At 29.5% G+C, this 21107-nt stretch carries 17 protein-coding genes; 1 reads left to right on the top strand and 16 read right to left on the bottom strand.

Translation table 11 applies throughout. The features are described from left to right. Positions 1 to 3 precede the first annotated feature (3 nt). The 12 genes from CSBG_RS06230 to CSBG_RS06175 form a co-directional block, all read right to left on the bottom strand. A complete protein-coding gene (locus CSBG_RS06230) occupies positions 4 to 594 on the bottom strand; it encodes a CheB methylesterase domain-containing protein (RefSeq protein WP_008678005.1) in 591 nt (196 codons plus the stop codon). A gap of 15 nt (positions 595 to 609) precedes the next feature. Further along, positions 610 to 1101, bottom strand: coding sequence for a chemotaxis protein CheD (locus CSBG_RS06225; protein ID WP_035285102.1), 492 nt, complete (start codon positions 1099 to 1101; stop codon positions 610 to 612). 5 nt (positions 1102 to 1106) lie between these two features. Then, the gene (locus CSBG_RS06220) at positions 1107 to 1559 is read right to left on the bottom strand and encodes a chemotaxis protein CheW (protein ID WP_008678001.1); all 453 of its coding nucleotides are present in this window, start codon (positions 1557 to 1559) and stop codon (positions 1107 to 1109) included. 10 nt (positions 1560 to 1569) lie between these two features. Then, a complete protein-coding gene (locus CSBG_RS06215) occupies positions 1570 to 3339 on the bottom strand; it encodes a FapA family protein (protein WP_008677998.1) in 1770 nt (589 codons plus the stop codon). Between the two features lie 116 nt (positions 3340 to 3455). Continuing rightward, positions 3456 to 4268, bottom strand: a complete 813-nt coding sequence (locus tag CSBG_RS06210) for an aminotransferase class IV (protein WP_008677996.1) — start codon at positions 4266 to 4268, stop codon at positions 3456 to 3458. 15 nt (positions 4269 to 4283) lie between these two features. Beyond that, positions 4284 to 4922 (bottom strand): HAD-IB family hydrolase, encoded by a 639-nt coding sequence (locus tag CSBG_RS06205; RefSeq protein WP_008677995.1) that lies wholly within the window; start codon positions 4920 to 4922, stop codon positions 4284 to 4286. Positions 4923 to 5090: 168 nt separating this feature from the next. Then, positions 5091 to 6284 (bottom strand): pyridoxal phosphate-dependent aminotransferase, encoded by a 1194-nt coding sequence (locus CSBG_RS06200; RefSeq protein ID WP_008677994.1) that lies wholly within the window; start codon positions 6282 to 6284, stop codon positions 5091 to 5093. 14 nt (positions 6285 to 6298) lie between these two features. After that, the gene (locus tag CSBG_RS06195) at positions 6299 to 7123 is read right to left on the bottom strand and encodes a PHP domain-containing protein (RefSeq protein ID WP_008677993.1); all 825 of its coding nucleotides are present in this window, start codon (positions 7121 to 7123) and stop codon (positions 6299 to 6301) included. 273 nt (positions 7124 to 7396) lie between these two features. Next, entirely contained in the window at positions 7397 to 7729 is a 333-nt protein-coding gene (locus CSBG_RS06190; protein ID WP_008677992.1) for a DUF1292 domain-containing protein, read from the bottom strand. Between the two features lie 145 nt (positions 7730 to 7874). Next, positions 7875 to 11387: a pyruvate:ferredoxin (flavodoxin) oxidoreductase gene (gene nifJ / locus CSBG_RS06185; RefSeq protein ID WP_008677991.1), complete on the bottom strand. Its 3513-nt coding sequence runs from the start codon at positions 11385 to 11387 to the stop codon at positions 7875 to 7877. A gap of 173 nt (positions 11388 to 11560) precedes the next feature. Next, positions 11561 to 11986 carry a flavodoxin gene (locus CSBG_RS06180; RefSeq protein ID WP_008677990.1) on the bottom strand — a complete coding sequence of 142 codons (426 nt, stop codon included), beginning with the start codon at positions 11984 to 11986 and terminating at the stop codon, positions 11561 to 11563. A gap of 163 nt (positions 11987 to 12149) precedes the next feature. Beyond that, entirely contained in the window at positions 12150 to 13235 is a 1086-nt protein-coding gene (locus CSBG_RS06175; protein ID WP_008677989.1) for an undecaprenyldiphospho-muramoylpentapeptide beta-N-acetylglucosaminyltransferase, read from the bottom strand. A gap of 316 nt (positions 13236 to 13551) precedes the next feature. Between CSBG_RS06175 and CSBG_RS06170 the strand changes: the two genes are divergently transcribed. Beyond that, on the top strand, positions 13552 to 13740 hold the full coding sequence (locus CSBG_RS06170; protein WP_008677988.1) for an alpha/beta-type small acid-soluble spore protein: 189 nt from the start codon (positions 13552 to 13554) through the stop codon (positions 13738 to 13740). Between the two features lie 82 nt (positions 13741 to 13822). On the opposite strand, the gene recJ is transcribed toward CSBG_RS06170, so the two are convergent. Genes recJ through CSBG_RS06150 form a run of 4 tightly spaced genes read right to left on the bottom strand, consistent with a single transcriptional unit; the run spans position 13823 to position 21059 of the window. After that, the gene (gene recJ / locus CSBG_RS06165; RefSeq protein WP_008677986.1) at positions 13823 to 15604 is read right to left on the bottom strand and encodes a single-stranded-DNA-specific exonuclease RecJ; all 1782 of its coding nucleotides are present in this window, start codon (positions 15602 to 15604) and stop codon (positions 13823 to 13825) included. A gap of 19 nt (positions 15605 to 15623) precedes the next feature. Continuing rightward, positions 15624 to 16163: a DJ-1 family glyoxalase III gene (locus CSBG_RS06160; protein WP_008677985.1), complete on the bottom strand. Its 540-nt coding sequence runs from the start codon at positions 16161 to 16163 to the stop codon at positions 15624 to 15626. A 19-nt stretch (positions 16164 to 16182) separates the two neighbouring features. After that, positions 16183 to 19089, bottom strand: coding sequence for a DNA topoisomerase IV subunit A (locus CSBG_RS06155; RefSeq protein WP_008677984.1), 2907 nt, complete (start codon positions 19087 to 19089; stop codon positions 16183 to 16185). A gap of 20 nt (positions 19090 to 19109) precedes the next feature. Further along, complete coding sequence (locus CSBG_RS06150) at positions 19110 to 21059, bottom strand: DNA topoisomerase IV subunit B (protein WP_008677983.1); 1950 nt, start codon at positions 21057 to 21059, stop codon at positions 19110 to 19112. Positions 21060 to 21107 lie beyond the last annotated feature (48 nt).

The raw sequence follows: 21107 nt of genomic DNA, 5'->3' as shown, positions 1-21107 counted from the left end.
CTCCTAAGTTGCATTAACTAAGCTTCTTATCTTTGCTGCAATATTATTTAAAGAAAGCACATAATCTACGCATCCTGTTTCATAAGATACTTTTGGCATCCCATAAATAACAGAACTTTCTTCATCTTGTGATATAGTTATTCCTTTATTCATTTTTACAACTACAGTTCCTTCTGCTCCATCTTTTCCCATACCTGTTAACACAACAGATATTACTCTACTACCATATATAGTAGATGCTGATATAAATAATTTATCTACAGCAGGTCTCACTCCCCATATTGGATCTTCAGTATTAAGCTTTAAAATACCTGACTTTTGGACTACCATATGAAATCCACCTGGAGCAATATATATTTTATTTTTCTCTATCTTCATTCCATCTTCAGCTTCTAAAACATTTAATGAGCATTTCTTATTTAATCTTTCAGCAAATGTTTTTGTAAATCCACTTGGCATATGTTGAACAACTAAAACAGATACATTTAAATCTGTTGTTAATTCTGTAATCACTCTTTCTATTGCCTTTGGCCCACCTGTTGATGCTCCTATTAAAATTATATCTCGTCTATTCTTTATGTCATTATGTATCAATAGTGCATACACCCCCTATAGTCTTCTTAGACTATTTCCAATACTCTTAATTGTAACTGCACCATCTTCACTTTCTAAAATCATAGTTCTTCCTTTGTTTCCTCCTATATCCTCTCCAATTATAGGAATAGATAATTTTGTTATAGCTTCAATTACAGCAGTACTATTTCTTTTCCCTACATCACTAATAATCTTTTTATCTGGGAAATTAAACATTGATGCTCCCCCTGCAATCTTAGCTACAATATTATCTTTTCTACATCCAAGAGATAACATTTTTTCTAGTAAACTTTGAACTCCTAAATCTGCATATTTAAAAGGATTTAATATATTCTTGAATTGTGTGCTATCTGGTAACATTATGTGAACAAGTCCTGCAATTTTTTTTTCTTTATCATATAAGGCTATTCCAACACATGATCCAAGTCCCATAGTTATTAGTTTATCTGGGGCAGATACAATAGCTCCATCAGCTATTCCAACTCTAACCTCTTTTTTATCTTCCAATTCTGTCACCCCTGAAAAATACTCTCTTCTTCTTCTACTGTTAATATTTTTTCTAAATCTAACATTATAATTATACTATTATTTTTCTTTATTAATCCTTTTATATATTTCTTTGATATTAAAGTTGAAAGACTCTCTGGATTATTTATTTCCTCATCAAATATACTTAGAACTTCACTGACACTATCTACCGATATTCCAAATTTCCCTGTATCTCTTTTTACAACTATTATTTTCTTATCTAAACTATTTTCCAATTTTAATTTGAATTTATTTAGAAGATTTATAATAGGTAAAACTCCATTTTCATAGTTAATTACACCATCTAAAAAATTTGGTGAATCTGGCAAAATTGTCGGTTCCTCATACCCTAAAATTCTCTCTACTTCCATTATATCAGTAGCATAGAATTCATTACCCAGTTTGAAAACTAAAATTTTTATCTCGTTCATTCCCATTCTTTTCCTCCTATAGAAGTAATTTATCTACAATTAAACTACCATCTTTATCCATATATACATGTACATTTTTAGATGGCTTTTCCAAGATATATTTTTTATTTCCTATAATAAAAATAGTGTTGTGATATGCAACATTTACATTTATTTCTCCTTTTTTATCTACCTCTAACTTTGTAAATACTCCTGAATCACTTCCTACTATTGAAGCATTAATTAAATTTTCTGCCTTCAAGTGCCCTCCTCTACAGACAGAAGAGTTAAGATAAAAATTAATATTACCAGATGAATTCAATTTGCTAGTAAATAAACCTTTTCCTATTATATTTATATCTCCTGTAACACTTATTTGGGATTCTTGAGCGTACTCTATTGTTAAATCTGATGTTGTTATAACATCCTTTTCTAGCTCTTCTAACTCCTTATCCACCTCATAAATTATATCTTCTATCTCATTAATATCTTTTATGGTGCTAGGAGCAGCCCCTATAAGTTTTGCCTTAACTAACTTTACAACAACAGAATTATAACAATTATCTTGCATAGCATTTGAAATTATATTTATACATTTTTTAGGAATATTTTTAAATTTTGTTTCAATAAGCGATTTAATTATCATTCCATCTGTTATATTTTTTTTAATTAAATTATTATCTTTTAAATACATAGAGTTTTTCAATAAAGATTCTAAATCATCCTTAATTTCTTTTAATGTTTTAACTCGCTTTTCTTTAATTAAATTTGCTCCCCCAACTTCAACTATAGAATTAACTACATTTCCCATAATTTTAGATGTATCTTTTGCATCTACAAATGCATTAAATACTCCATCCTTTACAGCAAGGCTACCGCCAGCAGTAACTTTCATACCTTCAGTTATCTTACCATTTATTTGTACATTTGATGGGAACTTAATATTTCCTGTTGAAATTGTGACATCATCATTTAATATATATATAGGTTCAACACTAATAGTATTTTTACTAAAACATGGTCTTCCAGCAATAGTTGAAATTATTAAATTATCTTTTATTTTACATCCTTGTCCAGCTGAAAAATTACTTTTTTTCTTTGCCTTCCCTGGTATTCGTTGTGAAAAAACATTTTTCCCATCAACACCATTCTCTCCCTTTATAATCTCGGCTAAAACTTCGTTAGCTTTAACACTTGTTATAGAATTAAAGTCTCTATAATCAACTTTTTCTGTATTTTCATCTATTTCTAATTTGTTATTTGACTTAAAAAACATCTTTATTTGATCTTCAATAGGAGGTTTTGCCTGCACTCCATGTGCAATCAATTTATTTTCAATATCTTTATTTGACACTATATACCTTAAAGCATCACTATCTATACCATAAGATATGCCCTTATCTTTTAATTCAGTAACTACCTCAGACTCTGTTATTATTGGTGGATCTATTCCTTCTTCAATGTCTACATCTAGTGATAGGATATTACCTTCCTTTGAGTCTTTTAAATAATAAACTAATTCCTTCTTATATGTAATTGAAATATATGCTTCTGTTTTATCATCATTAAATGTTATTTTAATAAGACGTTGTCCTTTTTCTTTAAACTCTTTAAACTCTATAACATCTTCCTCTTTTACACTAGACTGCTTAGCTACCTTTTCTCCATTTATATATAACTCCCCATTTAAAGGTGGCGAAATGGTTGCATATTCTCCATTTCCAACTGGATTCTTAACTATTATTCTTTTATCCCTAACATAAACACTTCCATCAATGTTATTGATTTTATCATAATTTTCTTCCATACCCCAGTCCCCTTTACATAAATATGGTAATTAAATTACCATTTTAATCATAACATAATTTAAAATATTTTTGAATATACACAAATCTTTTTAAAAATGCAAAAAAATCTATTATTTTATCTAAATTTATTAATGTATATTTTTATTTCTTCATCAAAGCTTTTAATTAATTTTTGCATAATTTTATTTTCAACATTAAAGTTAATTTTATCCACTTTAGAAATTGGCAATATTTTAGGTGATGTGCCAGATATAAATATTGCATCAATATTTTCTAATTGTTCAAAACTTATCTTTTTTTCTTCAAAACTTATTCCTAAGCTTTTAGCTAATAATATAATTCTACCTCTTGTTACTCCTGGTAAAACATCCTCTAATGGAGAGGTATATAATGTATCTTCTTTAATCATAAATATATTTGACTTGCTTCCTTCAGTTATAAATCCATTTGAGTTTACAAGTATTGCTTCAAAAGCATTTGCTTTATTAATTTCATCAGTTACTTTTTGCCTAAAATTACTATCAATCACCTTTGCATTAGGATTTGTTCTTTCTCCATGATAAAGTATAGTTTCTACTCCATTTTTATACATATCTTCGCTTGGATAACTATGTTTAATACTAAAAACCTTCATAGTATCACTTTCTATATCAAATGTAAGTTTAATATTTCCACACTCTACATTATTTGCTTCAATTAAGCTCACTAGATAATCTTTTATTTTATCATATTTATAAGAAAATGTTTTTCCCATCAACCTAAAAGATGATTCCAATCTCTTAATATGGTCTTCATAAAACAATGGAACTCTATCTATAACTCTTATAACTTCATATATGATTCTACCTTTTTCTGTTGAATCACTCGTATAATTATCTATCCCTTCTAAATGTCCATCTTCTAAATAATATTTTGAAATAGCTTCCATAAGTAATTCCTCCCTTTATTTCCATCTTAATACTTCAAAACTATTTTTCTTTTTATAATTTATTAAATATGCATTTCCAACTAAATCTAATAACGGCTTATCTGATAAGGAATCAGAAAACATATAAGAGTTTTTAAAATCAACTTTAATCTTTTCCTTCTTTAGCACTTCTTTAAGCCTTCTTACTTTTTCTTCACCCTTACAATTTTCACCTTCCATTTTTCTTATAAACTTGCCACTATCTATAGTAAATTTCGTTCCTATAACCATATCTACTTCTTTTATAGCGTAAAATTCTCTTAAATAAAATTCTGGAGATGCAGATATTAAATATACTTTATATCCTTGACTTTTTAGATCTTTCATCATTTTTATAGCATCTTTATATAATATATTCTCTAAAACATCGCTATAGAAATCTTTGACTAATATAGCTAAATCATTTTCATCTATTCCATCTATAAATTTAAGAAAACTCTCCTTTACTCTCTTTTCATCATAAACCTTTATAGAATACATAATTCCACTATACAAAGCTCTTGGAAGAAATTTAATATTTCCTATATCTCTTTTAATAACATATTTATATAATTGCATTAAAGTTTCTTTTTTAGTTATAGTATAGTCTACATCAAATATTGCTAATTTCTCCATTATCATTCCTCCTAAGCTAATTCATTATTAATTATATACTATAATTTGCTATAATTAAACAAATTAGTAGCTGAATTGCTTAAATATAAAATAATATTATCTTTATTATTTTACACAAAAAAAATATTACTACATCTTTAGCGTAGTAATATTTTTACTTTTTATCTATTAAACTAATTTTCTCAAATATTTTTCTAATCTATTTAATCCTTCTTCAATTATTTCCATAGATGTTGCATAAGATAATCTTATATAATTATCTAGTCCAAAAGCAATTCCTGGTATTACTGCAACATTTTCTTCATTTAATAAACTTTTTGAAAAATCTAAAGATGAATTAATTATCTCACCATTAATCTTTTTACCAAAATAATTTTCTATACATACCATTATATAAAAAGCACCTTTAGGTCTTATAATTGACAATCCATGAATCTTATTGATTCTATCAATCATATAATTTCTTCTTTTTTCAAATTCTTTTATCATTATCTTTATACTATCTTGCGGGCCATTTAACGCCTCAATTGCAGCATATTGAGATATAGAGTTTATATTTGATGTAACATGGCTTTGAACACTACTCATTAACTTAGCAATTTCCTTGCTAGATGCTGAATACCCTATTCTCCAACCTGTCATTGCATATGCCTTTGATAATCCATTAATCACTATAGTTCTTTCATAAGAATCTTTTGATATAGATGCTATGCTAATATGCTTTTCATTATCATATATCAATTTTTCATATATTTCATCTGATATTATTATTAAATCATATTCTTTAGCTAGCTCTGCAATTTCAGTTAGTTCTTCTCTTGTATATATACTTCCTGTTGGATTATTAGGACTATTTACTAATATAGCTTTGGTTTTACTTGTAATTAAATTTCTAAGCTCTTTTACCGAATATTTATAATCATTTTCCTTATTAGTATTTATAAATACCGGTACCCCTCCAGCTAACTTTACTAACTCTGGATAACTTACCCAATAAGGAGTTGGTATTATTACTTCATCACCTTCGTTCAATATAGCTAAAAAGGTATTTGCTAAACTTTGCTTAGCTCCTGTAGATACTACTATTTGATCTGTATCATAATTTAATTCATTATCTTTTTTAAATTTATCACAAATAGATTTTCTTAAATCTAAAATACCACTTGTAGGCGTATATTTTGTTTTTCCATCTTTCATAGCTTTTATAGCAGCTTCTATTATATTTTCCGGAGTATTAAAATCTGGTTCTCCTGCCCCAAAACTTACTACATCAACTCCTGATTCTTTTAATTCTTTTGCTTTTGCTGTAATTTCCAGTGTTATTGATGGATTAATTTTCATTGCTTTATTAGATAAATCCATTTTGATACCCCCATTTACTTTTTAAAATTTATCAACTTATTTAGTAAAGCTTCATTTATCCCATAGCTTCCTATTAAATTCTCATTATAACATTCTTTACCATGATAATCGCTTCCACCAGTTATGAATAATTTATATTTCTTACATATATTATAAAAATTATTAGTTTGTTCTCTACTATGGCTAGGATGATATACTTCTACACCTCTTAGCCCATAAAATTTAAGATCCTTAATTATATTTTCTATTGCTAATCCTTTATATATTTGACCTGGGTGAGCTAAAACTGCAATTCCGCCTGAATTATTTATAACTTTTATAGCATCTTTATAATTTAGCTTGAAACCTTTAACATATGCAGGCTTTCCCTTAACTAAAAAGTTAGTAAAAGCAGCTTTATAACTATCAAAGTATCCTTTTTTAACCATAGCATTAGCAACATGACTTCTTCCAATCACTGTAGAATCTAAATCAATAGCCAGCTCATCTAAAGTTAAATGGATATCATTCTTATTTAACTTAAAAAGAATTTCTTCTATTCTTTCTATTCTTGCTTTATTTAATCTATTTACAGTTTCATTTAAATTTTTATCTTTTATATCAATAAAATATCCTAATATATGAATTTCTAAATCATCATATTCAGTACTTAGCTCTATTCCAGATATAATATTTATATCTTTATAATCATTTTTAATTATATATTGTGAAGCTATTGAGTCATGATCTGTTATAGAAATACTTTTCACACCTAGACTTTTTGCTTTATCTACAATTTCTTCTGGTGTCATACTACCATCTGAATAACTTGAATGAATATGTAAATCTGCATAGTTCATTTTAACACCTTATTTCTTAAGTATATATTAAAAATATATCATTATTAATATAAAATGACAATTAAAAAGTAAACATATATAAATTTACTTATTCCACAAATTTACTCTAAATCAAAGTAAAATTAATATGCTCACTTGAAAACCATAGATAAGGAAACTGTGAATTCAACTTTTGGTTATAAAGTATAGCATTATGCTTATTTGTTTTAATAAAATAATATTTATATTTTTATCAAAATAAAAGAAGTGCCAAACTTGACACTTCTTTTATTATTATTCTGCTAAATCTTCACTATAGAACTTTGATACTCTATCAAATTCTTCTTCTTCTGGAATTATTAATTCCCCATCTTCATTTGATCTAAATAAGTAAACTGAATCTTCATTTGGATCTTGAGCTAAGATATACTCATTTTCTTCAAATTCAAAAGCATCTATAATTGGACATGAAATAACATTTCCATTATCATCTTCTAAGTCTACAACAAAGTGTTCGTGATGATCTTCTCCACAACCACATCCTTCATGATGTTCATGATCATGATCGTGACCGCATCCACATTCCTTTTCTTCTTCGTTGCATCCACATTTCTTTTCGTTATCCATTAAACTAATCCTCCTTCAATAGATTATGATTCTATTTAATTCTACCCTTAATTAACAAAAATTAAAAGGAAAATATTAAATTATTTTTATTTTTTATTAAGAGTAGAAAAAAATGAGGAGCTTTATAGCTCCTCATCTATAAAAATTATTGTTGTTCTGCTAATCTCTTATAGTTTGCTAATCTTTCCATAGCATCCTTTTCTGTCTTTTCGAATAAAGCTTCAGCAGCTTCTGGGAATGCCTTAGCAAGTGATGCGTATCTTACTTCACCCATTAAGAATTCTCTGAAATCAGCTTTTGGTTCTTTAGAATCTAATGAGAATGGATTCTTAGTTCCAACTAAGCTTGGGTTATATCTATATAATCCCCAATATCCGCATTCAACAGCTTTTTTAGCTTCATCTTGGCTATTAGCCATACCACTCTTAATACCATGGCTTATACATGGAGCATAAGCAATGATTAATGATGGACCATCATATGCTTCAGCTTCAGCTATTGCTTTAAGAGTTTGGTTCTTGTCAGCTCCCATAGAAATTTGAGCTACATATACATATCCATATGTCATAGCCATCATTCCTAGGTCTTTCTTTTTAGTTCTCTTTCCTGATGCAGCAAACTTAGCTATTGCAGCAGTTGGAGTAGATTTTGAAGATTGTCCACCAGTATTTGAGTAGATTTCTGTATCAAATACAAGAACATTTACGTCTTCTCCTGAAGCAAGAACGTGGTCTAATCCACCGTATCCGATGTCATATGCCCATCCGTCTCCTCCGAATATCCATTGAGATCTCTTAACTAGGAATTCCTTATCCTTTAATACTTCTCTTGCATAATCAGCATCAACATTTCCTAAAGTAGCAATCACTCTATCTGCTCTATCTCTAGTTCCTTCTCCACTGTTCATGTGATCTAACCAGTCTTGAAGTACTGCTTTAACATCTTCTGAAGTTTCTACTTCTAGACCCTTCTTCATATTGTCAGCTATTCTTTCTCTTATAGCCTTAACTCCTAAGAACATACCTAATCCAAATTCAGCATTATCTTCGAATAATGAGTTAGCCCAAGCTGGACCATGTCCTTCATTATTTACTGTATATGGAGTTGCAGGAACTGATCCACCCCAAATTGATGAACATCCAGTAGCATTAGCTATCATCATTCTATCACCAAATAATTGAGTTACAAGCTTAGCATATGGAGTTTCTCCACAACCAGCACAAGCTCCTGAGAACTCAAATAATGGTTGCTCGAATTGGCTACCCTTAACTGTATTCTTGTTCATTGGGTTCTTCTTAGGTGCAACTTCTTTAACTGCATAATCCCAAGCTTCAATTTGATCTTCTTGAGTATCCATTGGTTTCATTATTAATGCTTTACCAGGTGCTGGACAAACTTGAGCACAGTTTCCACAGCCTGTACAATCTAATGGAGTAACTCCAATTGTATAGAATGTTGGCTCTTCTGTCTTTAATGCCTTTGCAGGAACAATCTTTAATGATTCTGGTGCATTTTCTTTTTCATTTTCATTTAATAAGAATGGTCTTATAACAGCATGTGGACATACATATGCACATTGGTTACATTGGATACATTTATCTTGTTGCCATTCTGGAACATTGATAGCTATACCTCTCTTTTCATATGCAGCAGTACCTGCCATGAATGTACCATCTTCCATTCCTTCAAATGCTGAAACTGGAAGGTCAAATCCTTTTTGAGCATTGATTGGTTCTACTATGTTCTTGATGAAAGCTGGAATGTCATTTTTTTCTTCCTTAACTTCTTCAACAGCATCTTTCCAATCTGCTGGAACTTCTATTTTAACTATAGATTCAACACCTTTATCTATAGCAGCATAGTTCATATTAACAACTTTTTCACCTTTTTTACCGTATGACTTAACTACAGCGTCTTTTAAGTATTTAACAGCATCTTCAACTGGAATGATGTTAGCAATCTTAAAGAATGCAGCTTGCATTATCATGTTGATTCTTCCACCAAGACCAATTTCTTGTGCTATCTTAACAGCATTTAAAGTATAGAAATCAATGTTGTTTTCTGCTATGAATCTCTTCATTGCTGCTGGTAACTTTTCATTAACTTCTTCCGGAGTCCAGATTGTATTTAATAAGAACTTACCATTTTTCTTTAATCCTTCTAATACGTCATATTTATAAACGTAAGCTTGGTTGTGACATGCTACGAAATCAGCTTTGTCAACTAAATATGGTGACTTAATTTGTTTCTTACCAAATCTTAAGTGTGATACTGTTATACCACCAGACTTCTTTGAATCATAAGAGAAATATCCTTGAGCATACATGTCTGTATGGTCTCCAATGATCTTAATAGCACTCTTATTAGCACCAACTGTACCATCTGATCCTAATCCCCAGAACTTACATGCTTTAGTTCCTTCTGGAGTAGCATCGATGTCACCAACTGCTTCTAATGAAGTGTTAGTTACGTCATCAACAATTCCAATTGTAAATCCATCTTTTGGATTTTCTGATAATAAGTTAGCATATACAGAAGCTATATGTGATGGATTTGGATCTTTTGAACCTAGTCCATATCTTCCTCCAACTATAACTGGAGCATTTTCTCTTCCATAGAATGCACTCTTAACGTCTAAGTATAATGGTTCTCCAATTGAACCTGGTTCTTTAGTTCTATCTAGAACAGCTATAGATTTTACTGTAGCTGGTATTACCTTTAGTAATCTTTCTGTAGAGAATGGTCTGTAAAGTCTTACTTTAACAACCCCAACTTTTTCTCCTTTTGCATTTAAGTAATCAACAGTTTCTTCAGCAACGTCAGTTGATGAACCCATTGTAATTATTATTCTATCTGCATCTGGAGCTCCATAATAATCAAAGCAGTGATATTCTCTTCCTGTTAACTTAGTTATTTCAGCCATGTAGCTTTCTACAACTTCTGGAATATCTTCATAGAATCTATTTACTGATTCTCTAGTTTGGAAGTATATATCAGGATTTTGTGCAGTACCTCTAGTTACTGGATGATTTGGATTTAAAGCTCTCTTTCTGAAAGCATCTAAAGCATCATGATCAACTAACTTAGCTAATTCATCATATTCTAAAACTTCTATTTTTTGAATTTCGTGTGAAGTTCTGAATCCATCAAAGAAGTTCATAAATGGTATTCTTGTTTTTATTGAAGTTAAGTGAGCTACTGCTGATAAATCCATAACTTCTTGAACTGATCCTTCTGCAAGCATTGCAAAACCAGTTTGTCTTGCAGCCATAACATCTTGATGGTCTCCAAATATACTTAATGAAGAAGTTGCTAAAGCTCTTGCTGATACGTGGAATACTGTTGGAAGCATTTCCCCTGCAATCTTGTACATATTTGGGATCATTAATAATAAACCTTGTGATGCTGTATATGTTGTTGTTAAAGCACCAGCTTGTAAAGATCCATGAACTGCACCAGCTGCTCCTGCTTCTGATTGCATTTCCATAACCTTAACAGGTTGTCCAAATATGTTCTTTCTTCCTTGTGCTACCCATTCATCAACGTGCTCAGCCATTGGTGATGATGGTGTAATTGGGAAAATAGCAGCTACTTCTGTGAACGCATATGATATATGAGCCGCAGCCGTATTACCATCCATAGTTTTCATTTTTCTCATCGTGTTTGACCTCTCTTCCTTATATATAAAATTTTATAAATATGCTAAATACAGAAATTTAATACTGTATTCAATAGAAATTAATTATTGGTAAGAAAAGATTCAATCGCTTAATTACGTCTCCGTACCTAACCCCTAAGGTACTTTCCTGAGTCTTTACCCCCTCAAAGAATTTATTTAGTTAATTTCTCACCAAGTTCTTTTGCCTTTAACAATTCTTCTTCGCTTGGTGATTCTTTAACGGCGATGTGTCCTACAACATTAAAGTCGTAATCATTCATACGTTGAACCCAGTCAACCATGAATTTTCCATCATCCCATCCATATGACCCAAATAATACTATCTTCTTTTGTTTGTTCGGTAATAATTTGAATTGGTTTATAAATGGTTCCATCTCATGTTGTTCAATTCTATTATTATCCATTGATGGGCTTCCAAAAGCAACTGCATCAGCTTCTGTTACATCTTCAACTGTTGCATCATAAACATATTTTATATTTACATCTGCATTGGCACATTTAGCACCTTCTGCAATTGAATTTGCAAGAACTTCTACATTTCCTCCATTGCTCCAATAGATAATAGAAATTTTCTTCATAATTACATCACCTCATCCTTTGACTAAATTAAGTCACATTGTTGGATATATATTACCTGTTTTTTTACTCACTATTTTATTATATAACACTATTTTTTTTTTGCAAGTTTTATACAAGCCATATTACTTCAATATATCCTTTTCAATTAAAAAAAATCTTATTTTACTTATTTAACTCCATACTTTGGTTAATTACTCCTAAAATCGCATCTACACCATTAGTTATACCACTTTTTTTCATATTTTTTACTAAAGCGCCACTTTTCTCTTTCAACTCATTTATTTTTGTAAGCAGCATTTCTTTATTTTCCATCATTTCATCTTCATCAAGGACTACTGAGTACCCTTCCTTCTCAAAAGATTTAGCATTTAATATTTGATCCCCTCTACTTATCTTTTTAGATAATGGAATTAAAAGAGTTGGTTTATTTAATGCTAGTAATTCAAATATAACATTAGCACCAGCTCTAGATATTACATAATCAGCAGCTTTTAATAAATGTGGAAGTTCATCTTTAACATACTCATATTGTACATATCCTTTTAAATTGTTTAGTTTTTTATCTAAATTTCCTTTTCCACATATATGAATAATATTAAAACTTTCTAATAAGGTTTTAATATTTTTTCTTACTTCTTCATTAATACTTTTAGCGCCTAAACTTCCCCCGATAATAAATAAAATTTCCTTATTATCATTAAACCCACATATCTGTTTTCCTTTAATTGCACTACCACTTAAAATTTCTTTTCTTATTGGTGTTCCTGTTAATACACCTTTACCATCCTTTATATAATTTAAACTTTCTCTGAAGGTAACGCATAATTTTGAGCAAAATGGAGCCGATAGCTTATTTGCTAACCCCGGAGTTAAGTCCGATTCATGTGATACAACTGGGATTCTCTTCATTGAAGCAGCTATTACAACTGGTACTGCAACAAATCCCCCCTTAGAAAATATTATATCTGGTTTTTCTTTTTTAATTATTTTATTAGCTTCTATAACACCTTTCATAACTTTAAAAGGATCTGTAAAATTTTTAATATCAAAATATCTTCTTAATTTTCCTGATGATATTTCATAATAAGGTATATTAGCATCTTTTATTATTTCTTTTTCTATTCCATCTTTGCTTCCTATGTATTTTATATCAAAACCTTCTTCTTTTAATCTTGGCACTAATGCTAAATTAGGAGTAACATGCCCTGCTGTTCCTCCCCCAGTCATTATTATTTTATATTTACTCATTTAAACACCCCACTTATTTAATTGACAATTAATAATTAATAATCGATAATTTCGGAATAAAACCCTCAAACAGTTTTATATATTATAATTTAAAAAATCCAAATTATTTTATAAACTATTTACTTTTAACTATAATTTAAAATTATTTTTCTCCTTAAATAATATCATATTATTCAAAACAATTTAAATGTTATTTAATTTATTATAAAAAATTATCTCTTCCACTATTATGCCCAATTACCTAAAGTTACATATCATATTTTTAAAAAATATACACAAGCTATAATTACAAAAGAGACAAGGAGGTGTAAAAATCATGGCAAGTAACAGAAGTTTAATACCAGAAGCAAAAAATGGATTAGCTAAATTCAAAAATGAAGTAGCTAGCGAAATGGGAGTACCATTCTCTGATTACAATGGAGATTTATCTTCAAAACAATGTGGTAGCGTTGGAGGAGAAATGGTTAAAAGAATGGTAGAACAATATGAAAACGGAATAAAATAGTTTTCCATTGTTAAATAATTAAATACCATAAACTTAAGGAGTTACCTTAACGTGATTTATATCATATCAAGGTAACTCCTTTTTAGTTTATTCGTATATTTTTTATCATAAGCTGGATATTTCTTTTACCATTAAATTCATTAATATTAGGATAATAAATCACATCTGCTTTTAAATTTATATAACTACTGTCACAAGCTCTAATAAATTCTTCTTCCCCATATTTATTTATAACTTCTTCTTTAAAAGTTTCAAATTTATCAAAGCTTACCCCATCTATATGTAAAAATCTTCCATTAGATTCAAATTTAAATCTAAGCTTTAGAAAATTCTTTTCTTTTCCTAGTAACCATATTCTTTCTATATTAACATTTTTAACAGCAAATAAAGGACTAGAGTTTCCTTTTCCAAAAGGTCTTAAACTTTCAATAATATTTATTAAGTCTTCGTTTAAGTAATTTAATCCAAGAGGCGAATCTATCTTAACAGTAGGAATTATATCATTATCTGATAACTTACATATATTGTTCAACTTATTTCTTAATGGAATTATATTTTCTTCTTTAATAGATAATCCTGCAGCCATTGGATGTCCACCAAACTTTTCTATAAGCTCACTACATTTGCTAAGTTCTTCAAATATATTATAGCTCTCTATTGATCTTGCAGATCCTTTAGGCATTTCCTTACCTTTAGTTAAGACTATACAAGGCATGTTATATCTTTCTTTTACTCTACCTGCTACTATTCCTGCAATACTTTCATGTATAGTATCATCATATACCACTATTACTTTTTCTTCTTTGTTTTTTTCATTTTCTATTTTTTCAATAATTTTTTCAGTACTTTCTTTAGTTAAATCTTGTCTTATTGTATTTAATTCACTTAATTGATTTGATAAGGCTTTAGCCTTATTAACATCATCTGTTATCAACAATTCTACTGATAAATCTGCAGTTTCTAACCTTCCTGTAGCATTTATACATGGCCCTATTACAAATCCTAAATGGTATTCTTCAATTCTTTTATCACTTAATCCAGTTGATTTTTTCAATTCTTGTATTCCAAAGTTCTTTGTATTATTTAATAATTCTAGTCCTTTTTTAACAATAATTCTATTTTCATCAACCAAATCTACAACATCGCAAACCGTTGCTATAGAGGCAAACTGTATTAAATCTAAAAACTTTTCTTCATCTATTTCAAATTCATCATATAAACACTTAGAGAATTTTAATGCTACTCCAGCTCCACAAAGATTTTTAAATGGATATTTGCAATCACTTCTTTTTGGATTTATTATAGCATCTGCACTAGGTACAGTTTCTTTCAATTCACCTTTATCATTTTCTCTAATTGGTATATCATGATGGTCAGTAATGACTATCTCCATGCCAAGTTCTTTAGCTAAGTCCACTTGTTCAAATGCAGCTATACCATTATCACAAGTTAAAACTACTTCATATCCCTCTTCTTTAAGCTTTTTTATTCTTCCACTATGCATTCCATAGCCTTCATCTTCCCTATTTGGGATATAATAACTATAATTTGCTCCTACATTTTTTAAAGCTTTGTAAAATATAGTCGTGCTAATTACTCCATCACAATCATAATCTCCATAAATAATTATTTTTTTATTATTTAAAATAGCATTTTTTATAATGCTTACTCCTTTTTTCATATCAGCCATTAGATATCCATCATAAAAATCATTTATTGTTCCATTTAGAAATCTATTAGCTTCTTCAAAAGTATCTATCCCTCTATTTGCAAGAAGTCTTAGTACTAATGGGTTTTCATTTATAGAATTAGAGAGCCTTAAAAAGCCCTCTTTTTTATTTACTAGTATCCAATTTTCTTTCATTTTCCCTCCTAAGACAAAACTATTTAAATAACATACCGCTCTTTATAGACTCTGCCTTATCTTTTGAAATTACTGATAATATTTCAAAAGCAAATGGAATTGCTGCAGCTGGTCCCTTACCTGTTATCATTTTACCATCTACAACTACTAAATCTTCCTTGTAATTACTATTACCTATTTGGTCTTCAAAGCCAGGATAACATGTCATATTTTTACCTTCTGTTATTCCTGCCTCACCTAGAGCTATTGGTCCTGCACAAATTGCACAGATCCACTTATCTTTAGCATTAAATTCTTTTACTAATTCTATAACTCGTTCACTATCTCTTAAATTTTCAGCTCCCGGCATACCACCTGGTAAAACTAAAAAATCATAATTTTTTAGTTCTTTATCCATTATATTTTTATCAGCTTTTACTATTATATTATGAGATGTTTTTACTTCTTCACCTTCTAATGCAAAAGTATGACATTCTACTTCTGCTCTTCTTAAAATATCAACAACAGTTAAAGCTTCTAAAGTTTCAAAACCATTTGCTAATAAAATTGCTACTTTCATTCTACAATCCCCTCCATGATTATATAATTTCTTTGATTTCATCCTCTAAGGATATAGTCATTATACTACTTCCCTTACCTGCTCTATTTTGAAGCTTTATATCTTCTAGCTCTACTTCCTTCTTTTCTTTATTTTTAGAAATTAACGTTATTTTATCCGTAGATGTTAATGCAATTTCATTTGTATTATCCCTACTTTGTGAGCCTATTAAAGAACCATAAATTACTTCATCGTTTTCTTTTAAACTTATTCCTGTAACTCCCGAAGCAACTTTTCCCATAGTATTAACATTTTCAGAAGAGAATTTTATACCCATTGCCTTTTTAGTTATAATAAGCATTTCAACTTGACAATCATCATATAATTCAACTGATATTAACTCATCATTATCATACTTAAATTTATACGTTATTTGTGTTGAATAATTACCATCAAACTCTGTTAAAGCAGTCTTTTTAATCATTCCTCTTCTTGTAAAGAAGTAAATAAATTTATTTTCTTCAAAAGTTTTTAAAGAAAATACTTTTATTACTTTTTCATCTTTTTCTATATTATCTACAATTTTATCTAGTGGCAGCTCTCCTTTGCTTACTCCAGATAATAAGAATGCTGGTATTTTAAATACTTTCCCCTTATTTGTAAACATTAATACATTACTTAAAGAGTCTGTACTTACTTTTAAATTATCATTTTTCTTAATACTGTTAAAGCCTTTTATAGTTCCTTTTGAAGTTATTCCTATAGAAAAATTAACAAACTCCATAGTTTCACTATATTCAACTTTTATTATTTCATCCTTATTAGATAAATTGAACATTATTGTCGGTAATATATTTCTAGGTAAATCTTCTATTTTAGGAATTTGTAAGCTAAATGATAATCCCTCTTTTGTTTCAAAGCTTATAAATTCTTTTACCTCTTCTTGATTTAATAATATAACATCTATAACTTCTTCAAGTTCTTTAAGCTTTATAGCTTGCAATTTTGTATAGCTTGTTTGGAATTTATCTAATGAACTTCTCTTAATTCCACCTCTTGATGTTATAAATTGAATATATTTGCTTGGTATAAATGAAGTTACTGAAGTTGCAAATATAATATTTTCTTCTTCAAGATTTAAAGTTTTTATTATATTATCTACTTTTTCACCTTTTTCTTTCCATTTACCTTCTGGAATATTTATACCTTTAGTTTGATACATATTTCCTTTGTTTGTAAATAAAAGAATGCTTTCTGTAGTATTAGATTTAAATAAGAACTTTAATTCATCACCTTCTCTATATTCAATATCTTCTGCCTTCGCATTAAGTCTATTGAATGTTTTTAGCGGTATTCTTTTTATAAAGCCATCCTTAGAAAGTGTTATCATAACATCTTCTACAACTATAAGCTCTTCAACATCTATTTTTGCTTCATTATCATCCTTAATAATAGATGTCTTTCTAGGATTTCTATATTTATCTGATACTTCTTTTAATTCATTTTTTACTACTTTTAGAAGTTCTTTTTCTTCTGATAATATCTTTTTAAGTTTCTTTATAGTTTTTTCTAATTCAGCATATTCCTTTTGGAATACTTTTATCTCAAGTCCAGTTAATCTATATAACATCAATTCTAAAATTGCTTCTGCTTGTATTTCTGTAAATCCAAATTTACTTATAAGATTTACTCCTGCATCTTTCTTAGATTTAGATTCTCTTATTGTTTTAATAATTTCATCTAAAACATCTATAGCCTTAATAAATCCTTCAACTATATGAAACCTTTTTTCAGCAATAGATAATTCTTTTATAGTTCTTCTAGTTACTATTTCCTTTTGGTGGTTTACATAATGCTTTATTATAGTTTTTAACCCCATTGTTTGAGGCTTTCCATCTGCAAGAGCTACCATATTAAAGCTTAAATTACATTGAAGATCTGTTCTTTTAAATAAATATTTTAAAACCTTATCTGCTACTTCTTCATCAGCTGCTTTTCTTAACTCTATAACAGCTCTTACCCCACTCCTATCTGACTCGTCTCTAATATCAACTATTGATTCTAATGCCTTAGCATGTCTTTTATCTCCAGTCATTTCAGATATAGTTTGAAGAAGTTTTGCTTTATTTCTTCTAAAAGGGAACTCAGTTATTACTATTCCAACTCTTCCGTTTTCAAGTCTTTCAATATTAGTTTTAGCTCTTAAAGTTACCTTACCCTCTCCAGTTTCATAAGCTGCCAAAATAGAATTTTGTCCTATTAATATTCCACCAGTAGGTAAGTCTGGTCCCTTTACATAATTCATAAGTTCTTTAGTTGTTATTTCCGAATTATCTATATATGCTAATACACCATCTGTAACCTCACCTAAATTATGAGGAGGAATATTAGTCGCAAGCCCTACTGCAATTCCAAATGTACCATTAACTAAAAGATTAGGATACCTACTTGGAAGCACTTTAGGTTCCATTTCACTATCTGAATAGTTTGGAACCATATCAACAGTCTCTTTATCTATATCTCTAAGCATCTCCATAGCAATTGGAGCAAGTCTTGCTTCTGTATATCTCATAGCTGCTGCTCCATCACCATCCATAGATCCCCAGTTACCATGACCATCTATAAGCGTTTCTCTAGTTGAAAAGTTTTGAGCCATTATAACCATAGCATCATAAACTGATGTATCTCCATGTGGATGATACTTACCTAAGATATCTCCAACTATTCTCGCAGACTTATAATAAGGTCTGTCTGGAAATGCTTTTAGCTGATATGCTCCATATAATATTCTTCTATGAACTGGTTTTAATCCATCTCTAACATCAGGCAGTGCTCTATCCTTTGCAACTTCAATAGCATAGGGCAAATAGTTATCAGGCATTGCCTCTTCTAAAGGGACTCTAATTATATTATTATCCCTTGGTATATCATTAACTTTCTTCGCCATATTTTTTCTCCATCCTATAATTAAAATTCTCCATATTTGTACATATAAGTTTTTCTTGGTTCAACTATATCCCCCATCAGTAAAGAAACCATTTTTTCAGCTTTAGCAGCATCCTCAATAGTTACTTGAAGTAGAGTTCTTGTTTCTGGATTTAATGTAGTTTGCCATAATTGATCTGGATTCATTTCACCAAGCCCTTTATATCTTTGTATAAGTGCACCTTTACCAATTTCTTTTTTTACATTTTCAAGTTCCTCATCACTATAAGCATATTTATGAACTTCTTTTCCTTTAACTGTTTTATATACTTTATATAGTGGTGGTTGTGCTAAATATAAATGACCATTTGCAATTAAAGGTCTCATATATCTATATATGTATGTCATCCATAAAGTTCTTATATGATATCCATCTACATCAGCATCACTCATTATTATTATTTTGTCATACTTTAAATCTTCTTCTTTATAATTGTCTAAAGTTCCTGTTCCTAAAGCTGTATTAAATATCTTTAACTCCTCTGAAGCTAAAACATTTTCTAACTTTTGTTTTTCTGTATTCATTATCTTACCTTTTGAAGGCATTATAGTTTGGAATCTTCTATCTCTTGCTTGTTTTGCAGAACCACCAGCTGAATCTCCCTCAACTACTATAAATTCATTTACTGTATTATCTTTCAAAGTACAAACCGCAACCTTACCTGCAAGTGGCGCAGCACCTTTTCCTACCTTTTTCTTTTCAGCTTCATTAATTTTTTTAATTTTTTCTCTTCTTTGGGCTGCTTGAAGTGCATTATTTATAAGCATAGTTGCAACTTCTTTGTTATCTTCGATCCATTCGCTAAACTTAGTGTATGCCAAGTCATTCATCATAGTATATGCTTCAGTACTACCTAGTTTAGTCTTTGTTTGACCTTCAAACATAGGATTAGTTATTTTAATTCTTACGATAGCAGTCATGCCTTCTCTTAAATCGTCACCTTCAAAATCCTTATCCTTTTCCTTCACAAGTCCAAGTTTCTTGGCACCTTCTTTAAATGCTCTAGTCATTCCTGTTTTAAATCCTGTTTCATGAGTTCCTGCTTCTGTAGTAGGAATATTATTAACATAACTAGCTATATTTTCTGTTGATGAATCTGTGAATTGAATACATAATTCCCCAAACATTTGTATATTATTAACTACTCTTTCTCCTTCAAAGTAAATTGGAACTTGATGAAGTGTAGTCTTACTTTCATTTAAATATTCTATAAAATCTAAAAGTCCCCTTTCAGAATAATATTCTTTTCTAAATTCTTCTTCTTTTCTTAAGTCTATTAACTCTAGATGTATTCCTTTATTTTGGAATGCTAATTCTTGTAGCCTTTCATCAATTACATCAATTTTAAAGTCAACACTTGAAAAGACTTCTTTGTCTGGCATAAAAGTAACTTTAGTACCTGTATTTTTAGTTTTTCCAACTACCTCAAGCTTTGTTATAGGTGTTCCAGGCATATCTCTCTTTAACTCTTTATCATAAGCATATCCAAACCTTTGCTTATATATATTTCCATTTTGATGTACTTCAACCTCTAACCATGATGATAAAGCATTCACAACAGCTGCTCCTACACCATGTAATCCCCCAGAAGTTTTATAATTTTTATTATTAAACTTTCCACCAGTATGTAGTTCTGTAAAAACCATCTCTACTCCTGACTTCTTTTTAATTGGGTGAATGCCTGTTGGGATTCCTCTTCCATTATCAATAACTGTAATACTTTTATCTTTGTTTATAACAATTGTAGCCTTATTTCCATACCCATTGGATATTTCATCTATAGAATTATCTAAAACTTCCCAAACACAATGATGTAATCCCTTTGTTCCTGTAGAGCCTATATACATCCCCGGTCTTATTCTAACTGGCTCCAATTTTTCTAAGGAAGTTAAATCAGTAACATCATATCCTTTCATTAAATCTTCGTTCATACAAACCTCCAAAATCACTATTAATACGTCAAACCAAGATCTTTTAAT

It is taken from the genome of Clostridium sp. 7_2_43FAA (assembly GCF_000158375.2).
In the GTDB taxonomy this organism is placed as follows: domain Bacteria; phylum Bacillota; class Clostridia; order Clostridiales; family Clostridiaceae; genus Clostridium; species Clostridium tertium.
This window is presented reverse-complemented; position numbering and strand designations above follow the sequence as displayed.

Excerpts from the sequence above, each read along its gene's own strand:
- CSBG_RS06220 (WP_008678001.1), bottom strand. The coding sequence starts at position 1,559 with ATGGGAATGAACGAGATAAAAATTTTAGTTTTCAAACTGGGTAATGAA.
- CSBG_RS06215 (WP_008677998.1), bottom strand. The coding sequence starts at position 3,339 with ATGGAAGAAAATTATGATAAAATCAATAACATTGATGGAAGTGTTTAT.
- CSBG_RS06210 (WP_008677996.1), bottom strand. The coding sequence starts at position 4,268 with ATGGAAGCTATTTCAAAATATTATTTAGAAGATGGACATTTAGAAGGG.
- CSBG_RS06205 (WP_008677995.1), bottom strand. The coding sequence starts at position 4,922 with ATGGAGAAATTAGCAATATTTGATGTAGACTATACTATAACTAAAAAA.
- CSBG_RS06200 (WP_008677994.1), bottom strand. The coding sequence starts at position 6,284 with ATGGATTTATCTAATAAAGCAATGAAAATTAATCCATCAATAACACTG.
- CSBG_RS06195 (WP_008677993.1), bottom strand. The coding sequence starts at position 7,123 with ATGAACTATGCAGATTTACATATTCATTCAAGTTATTCAGATGGTAGT.
- CSBG_RS06190 (WP_008677992.1), bottom strand. The coding sequence starts at position 7,729 with ATGGATAACGAAAAGAAATGTGGATGCAACGAAGAAGAAAAGGAATGT.
- nifJ (WP_008677991.1), bottom strand. The coding sequence starts at position 11,387 with ATGAGAAAAATGAAAACTATGGATGGTAATACGGCTGCGGCTCATATA.
- CSBG_RS06180 (WP_008677990.1), bottom strand. The coding sequence starts at position 11,986 with ATGAAGAAAATTTCTATTATCTATTGGAGCAATGGAGGAAATGTAGAA.
- CSBG_RS06175 (WP_008677989.1), bottom strand. The coding sequence starts at position 13,235 with ATGAGTAAATATAAAATAATAATGACTGGGGGAGGAACAGCAGGGCAT.
- CSBG_RS06170 (WP_008677988.1), top strand. The coding sequence starts at position 13,552 with ATGGCAAGTAACAGAAGTTTAATACCAGAAGCAAAAAATGGATTAGCT.
- recJ (WP_008677986.1), bottom strand. The coding sequence starts at position 15,604 with ATGAAAGAAAATTGGATACTAGTAAATAAAAAAGAGGGCTTTTTAAGG.
- CSBG_RS06160 (WP_008677985.1), bottom strand. The coding sequence starts at position 16,163 with ATGAAAGTAGCAATTTTATTAGCAAATGGTTTTGAAACTTTAGAAGCT.
- CSBG_RS06155 (WP_008677984.1), bottom strand. The coding sequence starts at position 19,089 with ATGGCGAAGAAAGTTAATGATATACCAAGGGATAATAATATAATTAGA.
- CSBG_RS06150 (WP_008677983.1), bottom strand. The coding sequence starts at position 21,059 with ATGAACGAAGATTTAATGAAAGGATATGATGTTACTGATTTAACTTCC.